An 18251-nucleotide genomic window follows, 5' to 3' on the forward strand; every position below is an offset into this window, starting at 1 on the left:
TGGTCGTGGATCACGGGCTGCGAGGACGGGGCGCCGCCGCCCAGCCGGCGACTCGGGCGCCGTACCCCCGGTGCGGCCTTTCGGAGAGGGCCGCGGGCCCGGTCGACGGGAGTGTGATGATCCGGCGCAGACTGGCCGACCGCGCCGTCCGCTGGTACGCCGGGCTGCTGGCCGGGCGCGCGCTGACGGCCGCCACCTACGGCGACGATGACGCCGGCCGCGACCTGACCGCCCGCGCGGTCCGCCGCGGACCCGTCGCGGTCGAACAGCTCGTCACGGTCTGGACCGAGGCCGTCCTGGCCGGCCTGCCGCCCGCCGCGCCCGCCCGCGAGGGGGTCCGGGAGGTGCCCATCACCTGCGACTTCGCCATCGCTGCCGACGCCGGCCAGAGGCCGCCGACCGCCCGATGGGTCGGGTACCTGCTGGCCGCCGCCGCGAACCACGACCATGCCATGCGCAGGGCCCTCATCGAGGCCGTCCCGGCCGAGGATCTGCACGACCACCTGGCCGAGCTCCTGCGCACGGCATCCGACGCGGTCGTCGCTCGCGACGACGGGTTCTGGCCGTGAACCCGGAGCGCCGGCCTCGTCACTTGGTGAGGGTCAGGCCCCGGGACGGCTGGACGGTCAGCTTGTCGGCGGCCTCGTCCAGGTCGACGACCACCTCGTCGCCGTCGCGGACCTCGCCGGACAGCAGCTCGCGGGCGAGCTGGTCGCCGATCGCCGTCTGCACCAGCCGGCGCAGCGGCCGGGCGCCGTAGAGGGGGTCGTAGCCGGTGAGGGCCAGCCACTCGCGGGCCGCGGGCGTCACCTGGAGGGTGAGCTGCCGCTCGGCGAGGCGCTCGGCCAGCTTCTCGACCTGGAGGTCCACGATGCGGGTCAGCTCGTCCGTGGAGAGCGCGTCGAACAGGATCACGTCGTCGAGGCGGTTCAGGAACTCCGGCTTGAAGGAGTTCCGGACGGCGTTCCACACCGCCTCGCGCTTGGCCCCGTTCTCCAGCGTCGGATCCACGAGGAACTGCGACCCGATGTTGGAGGTGAGGATCAGGATCGTGTTGCGGAAGTCGACCGTGCGGCCCTGCCCGTCCGTCAGCCGGCCGTCGTCCAGCACCTGCAGCAGGATGTCGAAGACCTCGGGGTGGGCCTTCTCCACCTCGTCCAGCAGGACCGCCGAGTACGGGCGGCGCCGGACGGCCTCGGTGAGCTGACCGCCCTCCTCGTAGCCGACGTACCCGGGCGGCGCGCCGACCAGCCGGGCGACGGAGTGCTTCTCGGAGTACTCGCTCATGTCGATGCGGGTCATCGCCCGCTCGTCGTCGAACAGGAACTCCGCGAGCGCCTTCGCCAGCTCGGTCTTGCCGACGCCGGTCGGGCCGAGGAACAGGAAGGAGCCGGTCGGGCGGTCCGGGTCGGAGATGCCCGCGCGGGCGCGGCGCACCGCGTCCGACACCGCGCGGACGGCGGTCTCCTGCCCGACGAGGCGCTTGCCCAGCTCGTCCTCCATGCGGAGCAGCTTCGCCGTCTCGCCTTCCAGCAGCCGGCCGGCGGGGATGCCCGTCCAGGACGCGACCACGTCGGCGACGTCGTCCGGGCCGACCTCCTCCTTGACCATCGCGTCGCGGTGCTCGGCCGCCTCCGACGCCTCCTCCAGCTGCTTCTCCAGCGCCGGGATCTCGCCGTAGGTGAGCCGCGCGGACGTCTCCAGGTCGCCGTCGCGCTGGGCGCGCTCCGCCTCGCCGCGCAGCTGGTCGATCGTCTCCTTGATCTCGCCGACGCGGTTCAGGCTGGCCTTCTCCTTGTCCCAGCGGGCGACGAGCGCGGTCAGCTGCTCCTGCTTGTCGGCGAGGTCCTTGCGGAGCCGGTCGAGCCGCTGCCGGGACGCCTCGTCGGTCTCCTTGGCGAGGTTCAGCTCCTCCATCTTCAGCCGGTCCACCTGGCGCTGCAGCTCGTCGATCTCCACCGGGCGGGAGTCGATCTCCATGCGCAGCCGGGACGCGGCCTCGTCCACGAGGTCGATCGCCTTGTCCGGCAGGTACCGGGAGGTGATGTAGCGGTCCGACAGCGTCGCCGCCGCGACCAGCGCCGAGTCGTTGATCTGCACCTTGTGGTGCGCCTCGTAGCGGCCCTTCAGCCCGCGCAGGATCGCGATCGAGTCCTCCACGGTCGGCTCGCCGACGAAGATCTGCTGGAAGCGGCGCTCCAGCGCCGGGTCCTTCTCGATGCGCTCGCGGTACTCGTCCAGCGTCGTCGCGCCGATCATGCGCAGCTCGCCGCGCGCCAGCATCGGCTTCAGCATGTTGCCGGCGTCCATCGCGCCCTCGGCCGCGCCCGCCCCGACGACGGTGTGCAGCTCGTCGATGAACGTGACGATCTGCCCCTCGGACTCCTTGATCTCGTTCAGCACGGCCTTCAGCCGCTCCTCGAACTCGCCGCGGTACTTCGCGCCCGCGACCATCGCGCCGAGGTCGAGCGCGACGAGCCTCTTGCCGCGCAGCGACTCGGGCACGTCGCCCGCGACGATGCGCTGCGCGAGGCCCTCCACCACCGCGGTCTTGCCGACGCCCGGCTCGCCGATCAGCACCGGGTTGTTCTTCGTCCGGCGCGACAGCACCTGCACGACCCGGCGGATCTCCGCGTCGCGGCCGATGACGGGGTCGAGCCGCCCGTCGCGGGCCGCCGCGGTCAGGTCGACGCCGTACTTCTCCAGCGACTGGTAGGTGCCCTCGGGGTTCTCGCTGGTGACGCGGGCGTGGCCGCGCACCTTCTCGAACGCGTCGAGCAGCGCCTGCGGCGTCGCGCCGAACTCCTTCAGCAGGCCCGCCGCCGGGCCGCCGTCCGCGGCCAGGCCGACCAGCAGATGCTCGGTCGAGACGTACTCGTCCTCCAGCTGCTGCGCCCGGTTCGCGGCCGTGGTGATCGACCGCTGGAGCTGCGCGGACAGCCGCGGGGACGACACCGTCGACCCCTGCGCCCGCGGCTTCGCGGCGAGCTGCTCCTCGGCGCGCCGCCGGATCGCCTGCCAGTCGGCGCCGATCGCCTCCAGCAGCGGCACCGCCGTCCCGTCGGGCAGCGCGATCAGCGCCGCCAGCAGGTGCTGCGGCTCGACCTCGGGGTGCCCCTCGGCCGCCGCCCTGCGGACCGCGACCGACAGCGCCTCCTGGCTCTTCTGCGTCAGCTTGTAGTCCATGTCCCGTCCCCGTGGAAAGTGCTCTGCGTTGCCCAGACTCGCTTAGTCGGAGCGCCGTTCGTGCCAGACGACGACGCCGGTGCGGCGGATCGGCACCAGGTCGGCGCCGGGGGCGCCGGCGGACCCGCCGTGCCGCCGCTGCTGCGCCAGCCGCGCCGCGACCGCACGGGTCGACTCGAGTTCGTTGGCGAGCTCCTCCAGCGCGGCGTGCGCCTTCGCGAGCTCCTCGCGGAGCCGCACGTTGTCGCGCTGCAGCTCCAGAATGTGCTTGATGCCGGAGAGGTTGATGCCCTCCTCCTGGGAGAGCCGCTGGATCTCCCGCAGCATCACGATGTCGCGCATCGAGTAGCGGCGCCCCCGGCCCGCCGTCCGGCCCGGGGACACCAGGCCCATCCGGTCGTACGTCCGCAGCGTCTGCGGATGCAGCCCGGACAGCTGCGCCGCCACCGAGATCACGTAGACCGGAGTGTCATCGCCGAACGGGTCCATGCCTCACTCCTGCCTGGCCTGCTGGATGATGCCTGCGCGCAGCTCCTCGCCTTCGCCCGCCGCGCGGAGCTTCGCGAGGGCCTCGCGGGTCTGGTCGTCCAGCTTCTGCGGGACCTGGACGTCGACGGTGACCAGCAGGTCGCCGCGCGTCCCGTCCCGCCGCGGCGCGCCGCGGCCCTTCACCCGGAACCTGCGGCCGTTGGGCGTGCCCTCCGGCAGCCTCAGCGTGACCGGCTGCCCCTGGAACGTCGGCACCCGGATCTCGGCGCCGAGCGCCGCCTCGGGGAACGTCACCGGGACCGTCAGGGTGAGGTTGTCGCCGCTGCGCCCGAACACCGCGTGCGGACGCACCTTGATGTTCACGTACAGGTCGCCGGCCGGGCCGCCGTTCTCGCCGGGCGCGCCCTTGCCCTTCAGCCTGATCTTCTGCCCGTCCGCGACGCCCGCCGGGATGCGGGCCTGGATCGTCCGGGTGCCGGTCGCGCGGCCGCTGCCGTGGCAGACCGGGCACGGGTCGTCGACGACGAGGCCCCGGCCGCGGCACTCCCGGCACGGCTCCTGGAAGCCGAAGCTGCCGAGGTTGCGGGTCTCGTGCCCGGTGCCCTCGCAGTTCGGGCACACCCGCGGGACCGTGCCGGCCTTCGCGCCCGTCCCCCGGCACGCGTTGCACGCCGCCTCGCTGGTCAGCTTGATCGGGACGGTCACCCCGTTCATGGCGCGGCCGAACGACAGCGTCACCTCGGTCTCGACGTCCGCGCCGCGCCGGGCGCGCCGCGTCGTCCCCGTGGTGCGGGTGCCGCGGCCGAACAGGCCCCCGAACAGGTCGCCGATGCGCTCCCCGGCGCCGCCCGGCTGCGTGCCGCCCTGGCCGAACAGGTCGCCGAGGTCGAACCCGAACCCGCCGCCCTGCTGGCCGCGGAACCCGCCCGGCATCGACCGGACGGCGTCGTACTCCTTGCGGCGCTTCTCGTCGGACAGCACGTCGTACGCCTCGGAGACCTCCTTGAAGCGCTCCTCGGCCTCCGAGTCCCCCTTGTTGGCGTCCGGGTGGTACTTGCGCGCCAGCTTCCGGTAGGACTTCTTGATCTCCTCCTGTGAGGCCGTCTTCGCGACACCGAGGACCTTGTAGTAGTCCTTCTCCAGGTAGTCCTTGGTGCTCACGGCGCCCCGCCTTCTGCTATCGCCACTTACTGCTTGCCTTCATCCCCCGTAGTGGGCCCGCCCCCTGGAAGGGGACGGGCCCGCGGGGCTCACTCGCCCGATTCCGCGTCCGGGCCGTCCGGCTCGTCGGCGGGCTCGTCCGAGCCCGCCTCCGGGTCGGGGTCGGCCACCGCGACGCGCGCCGCCCGCAGGATGCGCTCGCCGATCCGGTAGCCGGGCTGGAGGACGTCCACGACGCTCGTCTCGGTCACGTCCGCCGAGAGCGAGTGCATGAGCGCCTCGTGCACGGTCGGGTCGAAGGGCTCGCCCTTCTCCCCGTACCGCACCAGGCCGAGCTTGCCAGTGATCGCCTCCAGGCTCTCCGCGACGGACTTGAACCCGCCGGTGAGCTCGTCGTGATCACGGGCGCGGCCGATGTCGTCCAGGACCGGGAGCAGCTCGGACAGCACCTGCCCGAGGGCCTGCTCGCGGACCGCGACCCGGTCGCGCTCGACCCGCTTGCGGTAGTTGTCGTATTCGGCCTTCAGCCGCTGCAGGTCGGCGAGCCGCTCCGCCAGCTGCCTGCGCAGCTCGGCGACCTCCTCGCCGCCCTGCTCGGCCTTGCCGTCGCCGTCGCCCCCGTCGGCCGGGGCCTCCGGGGCAGGCGAACCCCCCGCCTGCACCCGGACCTCCCCCGTTTCGGGATCGATGCGCCGCTTGTCGCGGATCACCGGGCCCTCCTTCTCCTCACCCTCATTGGGAGAGGACGTCACGATGCATCACCCTTCGGCTTGTCGTCGTCGACGATCTCCGCGTCGACGACCTCGTCGTCCTGCGGACCCTGCGCGTCGGCGGTGGGACCGTGGTCCTCGGCGCCCGCCTGGGCGCCGTCCGGGCTCTGCGCGTACATGGCCGCGCCCATCTTCTGGCTGACCTGGGCGAGCTTCTCCGTCGCGCCCTTGATGGCGTCGACGTCGGTGCCCTCCAGCGCCTTCTTCACCTCGGCGACCGCGTCGTTGACCTCGGTCTTCAGCTCCGCCGGGACCTTCTCGTCGTTCTCCCGCAGGAACTTCTCGGTCGAGTACGCGAGGGTGTCGGCCTGGTTGCGGACGTCGGCCTCCTCCTTGCGCTTGCGGTCCTCCTCGGCGTACTGCTCGGCCTCGCGGACCATCTTCTCGATGTCCTCCTTGGGCAGCGCGCTGCCGCCCGTGATGACCATCGACTGCTCCTTGCCGGTGCCCTGGTCCTTCGCGCTGACGTTCACGATGCCGTTCGCGTCGATGTCGAAGGTGACCTCGATCTGCGGGACGCCGCGCGGCGCCGGCGGCAGACCGGTGAGCTGGAAGGTGCCGAGCTTCTTGTTGTACGCGGCGATCTCGCGCTCGCCCTGGTAGACCTGGATCTCCACGGACGGCTGGTTGTCGTCGGCGGTGGTGAACGTCTCCGACCGCTTGGTCGGGATCGTGGTGTTCCGCTCGATGATCTTGGTGAAGATGCCGCCCTTGGTCTCGATGCCGAGGCTCAGCGGGGTCACGTCCAGCAGCAGGACGTCCTTGACCTCGCCCTTGAGCACGCCGGCCTGGAGGCTGGCGCCGATCGCGACGACCTCGTCCGGGTTGACGCCCTTGTTGGGCTCCTTGCCGCCGGTCAGCTCCTTCACCAGGTCGGACACGGCGGGCATGCGGGTCGAGCCGCCGACCAGGACGACCTGGTCGATGTCGCTCACCGAGATGCCGGCGTCCTTCAGCACCGAGTGGAACGGCGCCTTGGTCCGGTCGAGCAGGTCGGAGGTCATCCGCTGGAACTCGGCCCGGGTGAGCTTCTCGTCCAGGTGCAGCGGGCCCTCGCTGGACGCGGTGATGTACGGCAGGTTGATCTGCGTCTCGGAGGAGCCGGACAGCTCGATCTTCGCCTTCTCCGCGGCCTCGCGCAGCCGCTGCAGCGCCATCTTGTCCTTGGACAGGTCGACGCCGTTGGCGTTCTTGAACTTGTCCACCAGCCAGTCGACGATCTTGTTGTCCCAGTCGTCGCCGCCCAGGTGGTTGTCACCGCTGGTGGCCTTGACCTCGACCACCCCGTCGCCGACCTCCAGCAGGGAGACGTCGAACGTGCCGCCGCCGAGGTCGAAGACCAGGATGGTGGCCTCGTTCTCCTTCTCCAGGTGGTAGGCCAGCGCCGCCGAGGTCGGCTCGTTGATGATGCGCAGGACGTTCAGGCCCGCGATCTGGCCGGCCTCCTTGGTGGCCTGCCGCTGGTGGTCCGAGAAGTAGGCGGGAACCGTGATCACCGCGTCGGTGACGGTCTCGCCCAGGTACGCCTCGGCGTCCCGCTTCAGCTTCTGCAGCACGAACGCGCTGATCTGCTGCGGGTTGAAGTCCTTGCCGTCGATCTTGGTCTTCCAGTCGGTGCCCATCTCGCGCTTGACCGACCGGATGGTGCGGTCCACGTTGGTGACCGCCTGGCGCTTGGCGACCTCGCCGACCAGAACCTCGCCGTTCTTGGCGAAGGCGACGACGGACGGCGTGGTCCGCGACCCCTCCGCGTTCGCGATGACCGTGGGCTCGCCGCCCTCCAGGATCGCGACGACCGAGTTGGTCGTCCCGAGGTCGATGCCGACCGCACGTGCCATGTTCTCGTCCTCCGTCGTTTCCGGTGGTTATCGCAGCCCCGGTCGCCCCCAGGGCGCGGCCGGTTCGTCTTCTCTGCCCGCAAGGTTGCCCGGACGCCCGCCCCGCTGTCAAATGACTTGAGCGTACCCGACTCAACTTTGCTGACGACCTCTACAACAGGACGATTGAGCCCCGTATTCCGGTTCCCCGAACGGGCCCGTCGATTCACATATCGACCAGATGGAGGAGGGCCGGGCCGGCCGCCGTCACCCGCTGGGAGGAGCGTCTCCTCCGCACGTCCCGCGGGCCGCTCAGCCGGGCTTGCGGAGGGTCGCCATGCGCGTGCCGAACCACGGGCCGCCGTACCAGAAGCGCCACCCGAGACCGCGGACGGCCGGCTCGGTGCCCGACAGCGCCCGCAGCTCGGCGGCGTAGTCCCGGACGTGCTGGAAATCGGCCAGCAGCAGCCGCCCGCCGGGGGCGAGCACCCGGTACGCCTCCGCGACCGCGCGGGCGCGGCCCTCGGCGTCCGGGACGTTGTGGACGGCGAGGCTCGACACGACCAGGTCGAAGGAACCGTCCTCGAACGGCAGCGAGCGCATGTCGCCGGTGACGAGGTCCACCCGGCCGGACACCCCTTCGGCCTCGGCGTTGCGCCGCGCCACCTCGCCGGTGTTGCCCGACTGGTCCTTGCCGCGCCACAGGTCGATCCCGACGGCCCGCCCGCGCGGCAGCAGCTTCGCGACCTGGATCAGCACCATGCCCCGCCCGCAGCCGAGGTCCAGCGCCCGCTCGCCGCCGTCCAGCTCCAGCCGCCGCAGCTCCCGGGCCCAGACCGCGAACTTGCCGCGCAGGGTGGTGTGCAGGTAGACGGCCGCGGAGGCGAAGCCGAACAGCCCGCCGGCGAGCACGATCCAGCCGATCCACCAGCCGGCCGCCAGTAGCCCCGCGGCGACGAGCGAGCCGGCGAGGCCGCCCGATATCTGCCCGATCAGGGCGCCTGGGGCATCGACACCATAACGGGCCCGTCCCATGGCTCAAGATCGTACTGACGCGGCCCGGACTCGGCATGCCGTACGCCCCCGGCGAATGCGCCCGCCACCGCGCGGCCCGCGCCCACCGCGTCCGGCGGGCGCGGGCCGGGAACGAAAGCGGCGCGAGGCTCCGGGTGATACGTCTGCGACCGCCATCCGCGCGACGGAAAGGCACCACATGACGGGGAACCCCCTCGCCGCGGCGCGGCCGGACCGGCCTCCCGCCGGCCCGGCCGCGGCGCGGCCCTCCCTGCACGACCCCGAACGGTTCGGCGAGGTCTTCGACGCCCACTTCGCCGAGATCCACGGGTACGCCGCCAAGCGGCTCGGCCCCGACGCCGCGCCCGACATCGCGTCCCAGACGTTCCTGGAGGCGTTCCGCCACCGCGACCGCTACGACCCGGCGCGGGCGAACGTGCGGACCTGGCTGTACGGCATCGCCACCAACGTCATCGGCAGGCACCGGCGCGACGAGGTCCGCGGGCTGCGGGCGCGTTCGCGGCTCGGTCCCGTCCGGGACGAGGGCGGGCACGCCGACCGCGTGGACGCCCGGGTCAGCGCCCAGGGGCTGCGCGGGCGGCTGGCCGCCGCGCTCGCCGGCCTGCCGTCCGGCGAACGCGACGTGCTGCTCCTGGTCGCGCTCGCCGACCTCACCCACGAGGAGGTCGCGGCGGCCCTGGACATCCCCTACGGGACGGTCGGGTCGCGGCTGAGCCGGGCCAGGAGAAAGGTGCGCGAGGCACTCGGCGGGACGAACCCGATGCGCGAAGGGCGGGACGACCATGGATGAACTGCAGATGATCCGCGAGGCGTACGGGGAGCCCGAGCCGCCGACCCCGCGGCAGATGACCGAGGCCCGCGCCCGGGTGCTGGCGGAGCCGGGGCTCCGCCGGAAGCGCCACGGATGGCGGATCAAGGCCGGGCTCGGCGCGGTCGCCGCCGGTGCGGCCGTCGCCGTAGCCGTCACCGTCACCGGATCCGGCTCGCCGGCCCCGCCGTCCCGGGTCGATCTCGGCCGGCAGGCCGTGCTCGCGGCGGCGGAGAAGGCCGCGGCCCAGCCGACCGGCACGTACTGGTTCTCCGACCGGATCGACGGCCAGTCGTACATCGTCCGGGCGAAGACCGGCGGCTACGCGATCGTCGGCGCGCACTTCGAGTCCTTCAGATGGGCCGGGGCGAAGGCGGGGACGGGGGAGGCGTTCTACGGCCGCGACCTGCCGGCCCGGCCCCTGACCCCGCGGGACGAGAGGCTGTGGAGGAAGGCCGGCTCCCCGGCGAAGTTCCGGGTCTGGTCGAACGACCACTACTACACCTACGACACGTCGAGGACGCCATGGCGGGCGAACGCCCCGGACCCGCACGGCGGCGGCACGTGGCTGAACGATGACAGGACCACCGAGGACATCCTGGCCCTGCCCGCCGACCCCGGGGCGCTCGCCGAGATGTTCTTCGACCCGGACGAGAGCCGGGAGCCGGCGAAACCGCCGACGAACGAGCGCGAACGGAAGCTCGCCGAGATGCGGAGGCAGAAGCGCGAGGCGGTGATGGGGCCCCGCAACAAGGTGCTCCTGGTCGGGCGCGTCCTGAGCGGCTCGCCGGTCCCGCCGGACGTGCGCGCCGCGTTCATCCGGGCGCTGGCCGCGCAGCCCGGGATCACGGCGATCGGCGAGACCGCCGACCCGCTGGGCCGCAAGGGCGTCGCGCTGGCGTCCGCGAGCAGCACCACGAAGATCACCGCCGAGTGGGGGGCGCCGCCGGAGGAGCAGGGCGAGTTCGGCAGCCGCGAGGAGATCATCTTCGACCGGGCCACGGGCGGGGTGCTGGCGACGCAGAGGGTCCTCACCGCGCCCGGCGGCCCGTACAGGGACCGGGAACCCGGGTTCGTCATCAGCTACGGGATCGTCCGGGACACGGGCTGGACGGACACCGTGCCGGAGCCGCCCGCGAAACCGCCCTTCTGACCGGGTGCGGACGCCCGGCGGCCCGGTGTCCGGGCGGCCGGGCGTCCCGGCGCGAAGGCGGATCGGGGGTTCGGCGGAGAACGGGGTGACCGAGCAATCGAGCACCCCCACAGCGAGGATCACTCCATGGCCCAGCAGCGCCCGCCGGATCCCGGCGGGGACGACCCCGACACGGAGGCGATCGTGCGGTCGCGGCGCGATCCCGCCGCGTTCGCGGAGATCTTCCACCGCCACTTCCCCGCGATCCACGGCTACGCGGCGCGGCGGCTCGGCGCGGACGCGGCGGACGACGTCGCCGCCGAGGTCTTCCTCGCCGCGTTCCGCAGGCGCGGCCGGTTCGACCCCGAGCGCGGGACGGTCCGGCCCTGGCTGTACGGGATCGCGACCCGGCTGATCGGGTCGCACCGGCGCGCCGAGGGCCGCCGGTACCGGGCCCTGGCGCGCACGCCCGCCGACCGCTTCCACGACGGCCACGAGGACGCCGTCGCGGCGCGCGTCACGGCGGGCGGCGCGGGCGCGGACCTGGCGGACGCGCTCGCCCGGCTGCCGCGCGGCGACCGGGACGTCCTGCTGCTGGTGGCGCTGGCCGACCTGTCCTACGAGGAGGTCGGGCAGGCGCTCGGCCTGAAGACGGGCACGGTCGCGTCCCGGCTGCACCGCGCCCGGCGCCGCCTGCGGGAGGCGCTCGGCGGAACCGACCCCGCGCTGATCGTTGAGGAGAGCCCCGCATGAACATGGACGAGATGGACCGGGTCCGGAGCCTGCTGCGCGAGGCGCCGCCCCCGTCGGCGGAGGCGTCGGCGAAGGCGCTGGCCGTGCTGGAGGACGAGATGGCGGGCGGGCGCGCACGGACGTCCCGGGCGGGACGGCGCCGGCTCGGCCGGCCGGCCGGGCTGGGGCTCGGGCTGGTCGCGGCGGGAGCCGCGGCGGCCGTCGCGGTCGCGCTCACCGGCCAGGGGACTCCGGGTTCGCCGGGTTCGCCGGGCACGCCCGCCGGCGTCGACCTCGACAAGCAGGCGGTGCTCGCGGCGGCGGCCAAGGCCGAGCTGACCCCGACCGGCAAGTACTGGTACACCGACCGCGTCGACGGGCAGTCGTACGTCATCCGGGCGAAGACCGGCACGTACGCGATCGTCGGCGCGGCGAGCGAGTCGTTCGGCTGGACCGGTGTGAAGAAGGGGACCGGCGAGGCGTACTACGGCCGCGACCTGCCGGCCCGGCCGCTCACGGCGCGGGACGAGGCCCTGTGGAAGAAGGCCGGGTCGCCGTCGAGGTTCCGGGTCTGGTCGAACGACCACTACTACACCTACACCGCCGAGGCCACGCAGTGGCGGTCGGACGGCCCCGAGGTCGGCATCGACCCGGAGGGCGGCGGCGAGTTCCTCGGCAGGCCGGCCGAGGAGTGGCAGAACCTGCCGACCGACCCGGCCGAACTCGCCGAGCGGTTCCTGAGCGGCGAGGAGGCGGCCCGGGGCATCGACCCCGGGGCGAAGGGCGGCCGGACGCCGAGCCCGGCGCAGGCGGCCTCCGCCGGGATCTGGCGGACGTCGTCGATCCTCGGCGGCACCCCCGTCCCGCCGAAGGTGCGGGCGGGGCTGATGCGGGCGCTGGCCTCCCGGCCGGGCATCGAGGCGATCGGCCGCGTCGCCGACCCGCTGGGCCGCCGCGGCGTCGCGCTGGCCGCCCCCGAGCGCACCGCCACGATCACCGGCGAGTACGGTGGGCCGAAGGCGGAGCGGGGCGCCTACGGCCACCGCCTGGTCATCGTCTTCGACGAGAAGACCGGGGGCGTCCTGTCGGTCCAGGACACGCTGACCAGGCCGGGGGGCCCGTACGCGGAGATGAGGCCCGGCTTCGTCATCAACTACGTGGCGGTCCGCTCGTCGGGCTGGACCGACACCAAGCCGGAGCCGCCCGCGGACCTGCCCTTCTGACCCGTCCGGACCGGGGGCGGTGACCGCCGCGTTGTCCCTTTGGCGAAAGCCGCCTCCCTGCGCGATGCCCCCCGCCCACCGTCCGGGCGGGGGGCATCGCGGCGCCAGGTGCGTCCGTCGTCAGGGGCGGCGTCGTCAGGGGCGGCGGGCTTCGAGGCCGTCGAGGACGCAGGCCAGGCCGAACGCGAACCGGCCCTCCAGGACGTCGCCGGTCTCCTTCATCCAGATGTCGCGGATGTGGGACGCGAGGCCCGGCCGCTCCTCGTCCAGCCGGGACAGGTACGGGCCGAGCTCACGGATCCAGTCGGCGGACGACGTGCCGGGCTGGTTGCGCTGCCAGCTCGCCTCGCTGCCGGCCGCGCCGATCACGTAGTCGACCACCGCCGACCAGGCGTATTCGAGGTCGAATCCGGTGAACCCGGCGGCGCCGAACGCGGCGAGCACCTCGTCCAGGACGCGGGTGGCGTTCGGGCCGATCATCGGGCGGCCGCCGAACAGCGTGACGGTCCACGGATGCCGGTGGATCATCGCGCGGAGGCTGCGCGCGTAGCCGGTCGCGGCGTCCCGCCAGCCGCCCCCCGACGGGACCGCCACCTCCGCCATCACCCGGTCGAGGGCGAGCTCCAGCAGCTCGTCCTTGTTCGCGACGTGCCAGTAGACCGAGGTCGCGCCGGAGTTCAGCCGGGCGCCGAGGCGGCGCATGCTCAGGCCGTCCAGCCCCTCGGCGTCGAGCAGTTCGAGCGCGGCGTCGACGATCTGCGTCCGGGTGAGGGCGGGCTGCGCGCGCCGCGGCCGCTCCGGACGCAGCCAGACGGACGCCGCCTTCTCCTCGGCCATCGCATGCCCCTTCCTCTCTCGTACAGGGTACGAGACTTGAACACTGTACGAGGATAGTCGTACAGTGTGCGAGTTATCTCGAACAGTGTACGAGAAGGAATCGACATGACTCCCCATCCGCGGCGCTGGCAGATCCTCGGCGTCCTGTGCCTCAGCCTCTTCGTGGTCGTGGTGGACAACACGATCCTCAACGTGGCGATCCCGTCCCTGCTCAAGGACCTGGACGCCACCACCTCCGACGTCCAGTGGGTGATCGACGCCTACTCGCTGGTCTTCGCCGGCCTGCTGATCACCGCGGGCAGCCTCGGCGACCGCTTCGGGCGACGCCGCGCCATGCTGGCCGGCTTCGCGCTCTTCGGCGCCGGCTCCCTGCTCGCCGCGTTCGCCGCGAGCCCCGCCCAGCTCGTCGCGATGCGCGGGCTCATGGGCGTCGGCGGCGCGCTCCTCATGCCCGGGACGCTGTCGATCATGGCGCAGGTGTTCGGGCCGGACGAGCGCGCCAAGGCGTTCGCGATCTGGGGCGCGACGTCCATGGTCGGGCTCGCCGCCGGGCCGACGCTCGGCGGGTTCCTGCTGGAGCACTTCTGGTGGGGATCGGTCTTCCTGGTGAACGTGCCCGTCACCGCCGCCGCGGTCGCCGGACTGCTGGTGCTCGTCCCCGAGTCGCGCGGTCCGCGCCGCCGCCCGGACGTGCTCGGCGCCGTCCTGTCCACGGCCGGCATGGCGGCGCTGGTCTGGGCGATCATCTCCGGCCCGGCGCACGGCTGGACGGGCGCCCGCACGGCCGGCGGGCTGCTCGCCGGGGCCGCCGCGCTGGGCCTGTTCACCCTGTGGCAGCACCGCAACCCCGAACCGATGCTCGACCTGCGCCTGCTGCGCGACCGGAACTTCGCCGGAGCCGCCACGATGATCGCGCTGTTCGGCTTCGCGCTCGCCGGGATGCTGTTCGCGCTGACCCAGCAGCTCCAGCTCGTCCTCGGCTACGGCCCGCTCAAGGCGGGTCTGGCGCTGCTGCCGGTCGCGGTCTCCGCCGGGCTCGGCAACGGCCTCGGCGTGTCCCTGGAGTCGCGCTTCGGCGCCCGTCCCGCGCTCATCGCCGGATTCGCCACGGTCGCGGCCGGTTTCGGCGTCCTCGCCGTCACCGGGGACGGCGGCTACGGCGTGCTCGCCGCCGGGCTCACCGTCCTCGGCTTCGGCGCCGGGCTCGGCACCCCGCCCGCGTACAGCACGCTGATGGCCGCCGTCCCGCGCGAGGAGGCCGGCGTCGGCTCGGCGGTGAACGACGCCGGCCAGGAACTCGGCAGCGCGCTCGGCGTCGCCGTCCTCGGCAGCATCGTCTCCGCCGCCTACGCCGGCGCCCTCCCCGGCACCGCCTCCGCCGCCGCCCGCCACTCGCTGGGCGAGGCGCTGGCGCTCGGCGACCCCGCCCTCGCCGGCGCGGCCCGCGAAGCCTTCACCCACGCGGTCGCGGTCGCCTCCTGGGCCGCCTGCGCCGCGATGCTGACCGCCGCGCTCTTCGCCGCCGCGGTCCTCCGGCCGCGCCGCCCGGCTCCCGCCGACGTCCCGGATCCCGTCGAGGTCTGAGGCTGGAGCGCAGCGGTCAGGGGGACGAGGCCGGGGGACGAGGTCAGGGGGTGAGGTCGGACGGGGAGGTGCCCGCTTCGGTCAGCGGGAGGGCGAGCGCCGCCCGCTCGGTCAGCCAGGTGCTCGGCCGGTAGCGGGGGTCGCCGGTGCCTCGGTGCAGGCCGCGCAGGATGGTCAGGACGCGGTCGGCGCCGGCGTGCTCGCCCCACTCCAGCGGTCCGCGCGGGTAGCCGAGGCCGAGCCGGACGGCGGTGTCGATGTCCTGCGGCCGGGCGAGGCGCTGCTCGGCGATCCCGCAGCCCACGTTGACGATCGAGGCGAGGAGCCGCTGCGCCACGGGGGCCGGGGCGTCGCGGACGACCGTCACGGCACGTCCGGTGGCCGCGAGGGCGGCGAGGCCGGCGCGTCCCGCGTCCTTGTCCACGCCCGGGTGCACCATCACGGTGAGGCGGGTGAAGAACCCGCCGAACGGGTCGACGCCCAAAGTGCGCTCCAGGGGAAGGCCCTCGGCGGCGGCCGCGGTGCTCTGGCCGAACGGTGCGACCAGGACGACGGCGCGCTCGGACGGCCGGTCCCCCGACTCGACCTCCACGTCCGCGCTGGAGAGCAACGCGCCCAGCTCTTCGCGGACGTCGCCGTGCACCCACACCGGGCGCGGCTCCACCGCCGGGGCCGTGACCTCCGGTGGCTCTTGCTTGGCGCCGTCCACGTACTTGTAGAAGCCCTCGCCTGTCTTGCGCCCGTACAGGCCGGCCTCCAGGCGCGCCCGCCCGATCCTGGACGGACGGAACCGCGGCTCCGTGTAGAACCCCGTCCAGATGGACTCCATCACCGGGTGCGACACGTCCATCCCGGTGAGGTCGAGCAGTTCGCACGGCCCCATCTTGAGGCCCAGGACGTCCCGCGCGATCCGGTCGATGTCCACGGGCTCCGCGGCGCCTTCGGACAGGATCTGCAGGGCCTCCGTCACCAGGCCGCGCCCGGCGTGGTTGACGAGGAATCCTGGCGCGTCCGGCGCGAGCACCGGTTCGTGGCCGAGGCGCCTGACGAGATCGGCCAGCGCGTCCGGGATCCACTCCGCCGTGCGCGCCCCCGGAATCACCTCCACGAGGCGCATCAGCGGCACCGGGTTGAAGAAGTGCAGCCCCGCCACCCTGGACGGATCCTCCAGGGCGGCCGCGATGGCGGTCACCGGCAGCGAACTGGTGTTGGTCACCAGGATCGTGTGCTTCGGGCACACCTTCTCCAAGGAGCTGAACAGCTCCCGCTTGGTGTCCATGTCCTCGCGGACGGCCTCCACCACGAGGTCGCACTCCTGGAACGGGGTGAGCGGCTCGCCGACCGGCCGGAGCCGCCCCTTGGCCGCCTCCGCCTCCTCGGCGGTCATCCGTCCCTTGGCCACCAGCTTGTCGAACATGGCGCCGATGTACTCGGTCGCGGCGACCACGGCCTCCATCCGGATGTCGGCCAGCTCCACGGTCAGCCCGCCCGCCGCGGCGAGCTGCGCGATCCCGCGCCCCATCGCCCCGGTGCCGATCACCCGGACCGTCGCCGCCCGCCGCGCCCACTGCTCCACGCCGCCTCCTCGCTCGTTCCGCTCACCACGCATTTCAGCATGGCGGTTCAACACGGCAGGCTCCGGGCTCGGGAACCGGCCCGGCACCCGGACGGCCGGGGACGGTTCACGGCACTTCGGCGCTCAGCGTCGATGCCACCGGGCGGCGGGCCGCGGCGCGCGCGGGGATGGCGGCGAGGGCGGCCGTGACCGGCGGCGCGGTGAGCGCTGCGGCGAGCAGGGACCACGCGGGCGGCCAGATCGTGTCCGGGCCGGAGAAGGGCAGGCACAGGATGAGGCCCATCGGGATGCCGGCCAGGGCACCGGGCAGGGTCGGCAGCACCTGCGCGGCGGACAGCCCGGCGGTGACCTGGCCGGGGGTGGCGCCGAGGGTACGGGCGACGGCCATGGTGCGGCGGGCCTCCTCGGCCGTGGTCCAGGTGGCGGTGAGGGTGTTGACGGCGGCGAGGGCGATCAGCGCGGCGGTGACGGCCAGGATCACATGGTGCTGCTGGGCGTCCCGCAGCTCGTTCGCCATGGGGGAGCCCGGGTAGCCCTTCGCGGGCTGGGCGTAGATCACCATCAGGCCGGTGACCGTGGCCATAGTGGCGGCGGTGCCGCAGGCGTGCAGGACCGCGCGGCCGGGACGGCGGGCGATCAGGCGTATCCCCAGCAGGAGCGAGGTCGGCATCAGCGCGGAGATCCTCGTCAGGTGGGCCCGGTGCTGCGGCTCGCGGGCCCCGTCGGCGAGCGCGGCCACGGTCTCGGTGCGCAGGGCCCGGACGGTCGGGCCGAGCGTGGTGAGGACGGCCACCGCCAGCGCGGCGGTGGTCGTGAGGACGATGGTGCCGGCGCTCGGTCCGGTGGCCGTGGTGATCAGGCTGGCGCTGGGGTTCACGATCGCGGGCTCGATCAGGCGCGCGGCCGCCAGCCCCAGCGCGTCGGCGAGCAGCGCCAGCGTCACGTACTCGGCGAACAGGACGGCGGCGATGAGGCCGGGAGCGGCGCCGACCGCCTTGAGCAGCCCCACCCGGCGGGTCTGCGCGGCGGCGCGCCCCGCGGCCAGCGTGGCCAGGCCGCCGATGGCCAGGAAGGCGAGCAGCCAGCTGCCGATGACCAGGATCGGCTGGCTGTCGCGGAGCATGACCGAGTCCTGCCGGGCCACGTCCTGCCAGGCGCGGACGTTCACCCAGGTGTGCTCGAACGCCGGTGCGATCGCGGGATCGCGCGTGGTGAACGCCCGTGCCGCGGCGGGATCCCGCAGCCTCAGGTTGATGAAGGACGTCACCGGCACATCGGGCGATTCCAGCGCCCGGGTGTCCCGTTCGGCCGCCCAGACCAGGCCGCCGCCGTCGCTCGGCCCGCCGTGCGGACCGATCCCCGGCGCCCACGGGTAGACCGAGCGGGCCGCGGTCACGGCGATCCCGGTGACGGGAAGCGATCGGCCCGCGACGGTGACGCGGTCGCCGACGCGGACGCCCAGCGCGGTGGCGAAGCCGCGCTCGATCACGACGCCCCCGGGACGGACCCAGCCGCCCGAGGTCAGCAGCGGACGGCCGACCGGGCCCGGCGCCTGGTCGGCGACCTGGACCACCGCGGCGCCCGTGGCGCCGTGCGCCGTGAGCGTCGTGTAGTACTGGCGGTGGGGTCCGCTGTGCGCGACGACCCCGGGCGCCCGCCCCAGCGACTCCAGGGCCGTGATCGTGGTCCGGCGCGTGCCGGGTGAATACGCGACGACGTCCGGTCCGGCCGTGGCCGCCCGCGTGTGCCGGTAGAGCTTCTCGGTCGCGCCGTGCAGCGACCCGCCCAGGCTGAGCATGGCGGTGGCGGCGGTGATCGAGACGAGCAGGATCGCGGCCTGGGCCGGATGCCGCCGGACGTCGGCCACGACGAGGCGCAGGACGAGCAGGATGCGGCCCACG

Annotated in this window: 15 protein-coding genes; 6 read left to right on the forward strand and 9 right to left on the reverse strand. The window is 73.7% G+C overall.

The annotated features are described in order from the left end of the window. The first annotated feature begins 116 nt into the window (after positions 1–116). The gene (locus tag ABTW95_RS03780; protein WP_500224308.1) at positions 117–569 is read left to right on the forward strand and encodes a hypothetical protein; all 453 of its coding nucleotides are present in this window, start codon (positions 117–119) and stop codon (positions 567–569) included. A 19-nt stretch (positions 570–588) separates the two neighbouring features. Here the strand turns inward: ABTW95_RS03780 and clpB are convergent, their stop codons facing one another. From clpB to ABTW95_RS03810, 6 genes are all read right to left on the reverse strand, one after another. Continuing rightward, on the reverse strand, positions 589–3186 hold the full coding sequence (clpB, locus tag ABTW95_RS03785) for an ATP-dependent chaperone ClpB (RefSeq protein WP_396448428.1): 2598 nt from the start codon (positions 3184–3186) through the stop codon (positions 589–591). A 42-nt stretch (positions 3187–3228) separates the two neighbouring features. Continuing rightward, entirely contained in the window at positions 3229–3675 is a 447-nt protein-coding gene (locus ABTW95_RS03790; RefSeq protein WP_500224314.1) for a heat shock protein transcriptional repressor HspR, read from the reverse strand. A gap of 3 nt (positions 3676–3678) precedes the next feature. Further along, positions 3679–4836, reverse strand: coding sequence for a molecular chaperone DnaJ (dnaJ, locus tag ABTW95_RS03795; RefSeq protein ID WP_500224316.1), 1158 nt, complete (start codon positions 4834–4836; stop codon positions 3679–3681). 89 nt (positions 4837–4925) lie between these two features. Beyond that, positions 4926–5546: a nucleotide exchange factor GrpE gene (gene grpE / locus ABTW95_RS03800; protein WP_500224319.1), complete on the reverse strand. Its 621-nt coding sequence runs from the start codon at positions 5544–5546 to the stop codon at positions 4926–4928. A 38-nt stretch (positions 5547–5584) separates the two neighbouring features. Further along, positions 5585–7444, reverse strand: a complete 1860-nt coding sequence (gene dnaK, locus ABTW95_RS03805; protein ID WP_396448425.1) for a molecular chaperone DnaK — start codon at positions 7442–7444, stop codon at positions 5585–5587. A gap of 291 nt (positions 7445–7735) precedes the next feature. Further along, a complete protein-coding gene (locus ABTW95_RS03810; RefSeq protein WP_396448424.1) occupies positions 7736–8458 on the reverse strand; it encodes a class I SAM-dependent methyltransferase in 723 nt (240 codons plus the stop codon). Between the two features lie 178 nt (positions 8459–8636). Between ABTW95_RS03810 and ABTW95_RS03815 the strand changes: the two genes are divergently transcribed. From ABTW95_RS03815 to ABTW95_RS03830, 4 genes are all read left to right on the forward strand, one after another. Next, complete coding sequence (locus tag ABTW95_RS03815) at positions 8637–9248, forward strand: RNA polymerase sigma factor (RefSeq protein ID WP_500224322.1); 612 nt, start codon at positions 8637–8639, stop codon at positions 9246–9248. Beyond that, positions 9241–10419, forward strand: coding sequence for a hypothetical protein (locus ABTW95_RS03820; protein ID WP_500224325.1), 1179 nt, complete (start codon positions 9241–9243; stop codon positions 10417–10419). The genes ABTW95_RS03815 and ABTW95_RS03820 overlap by 8 nt, the downstream gene beginning before the upstream one ends. A gap of 126 nt (positions 10420–10545) precedes the next feature. Further along, positions 10546–11151 carry an RNA polymerase sigma factor gene (locus ABTW95_RS03825; protein WP_396448421.1) on the forward strand — a complete coding sequence of 202 codons (606 nt, stop codon included), beginning with the start codon at positions 10546–10548 and terminating at the stop codon, positions 11149–11151. Then, positions 11148–12353, forward strand: coding sequence for a hypothetical protein (locus tag ABTW95_RS03830; RefSeq protein WP_396448420.1), 1206 nt, complete (start codon positions 11148–11150; stop codon positions 12351–12353). The genes ABTW95_RS03825 and ABTW95_RS03830 overlap by 4 nt, the downstream gene beginning before the upstream one ends. 135 nt (positions 12354–12488) lie before the next feature. Here ABTW95_RS03830 and ABTW95_RS03835 read toward each other — a convergent pair whose 3' ends face one another. Further along, on the reverse strand, positions 12489–13190 hold the full coding sequence (locus ABTW95_RS03835) for a TetR/AcrR family transcriptional regulator C-terminal domain-containing protein (RefSeq protein ID WP_396448419.1): 702 nt from the start codon (positions 13188–13190) through the stop codon (positions 12489–12491). A gap of 105 nt (positions 13191–13295) precedes the next feature. Here ABTW95_RS03835 and ABTW95_RS03840 point away from each other — a divergent pair, with 105 nt between their 5' ends. Further along, complete coding sequence (locus ABTW95_RS03840; RefSeq protein ID WP_500224328.1) at positions 13296–14774, forward strand: MFS transporter; 1479 nt, start codon at positions 13296–13298, stop codon at positions 14772–14774. Between the two features lie 43 nt (positions 14775–14817). On the opposite strand, the gene ABTW95_RS03845 is transcribed toward ABTW95_RS03840, so the two are convergent. Together ABTW95_RS03845 and ABTW95_RS03850 are read right to left on the reverse strand one after the other, a co-directional pair. Then, the gene (locus ABTW95_RS03845; RefSeq protein ID WP_500224330.1) at positions 14818–16350 is read right to left on the reverse strand and encodes a 3-hydroxyacyl-CoA dehydrogenase; all 1533 of its coding nucleotides are present in this window, start codon (positions 16348–16350) and stop codon (positions 14818–14820) included. Between the two features lie 106 nt (positions 16351–16456). Beyond that, entirely contained in the window at positions 16457–18250 is a 1794-nt protein-coding gene (locus ABTW95_RS03850; RefSeq protein WP_500224331.1) for an ABC transporter permease, read from the reverse strand. Position 18251: the final 1 nt, after the last annotated feature.

This window comes from Spirillospora sp. NPDC127506 (assembly GCF_040302145.1).
Taxonomy (GTDB): Bacteria; Actinomycetota; Actinomycetes; order Streptosporangiales; family Streptosporangiaceae; genus Spirillospora.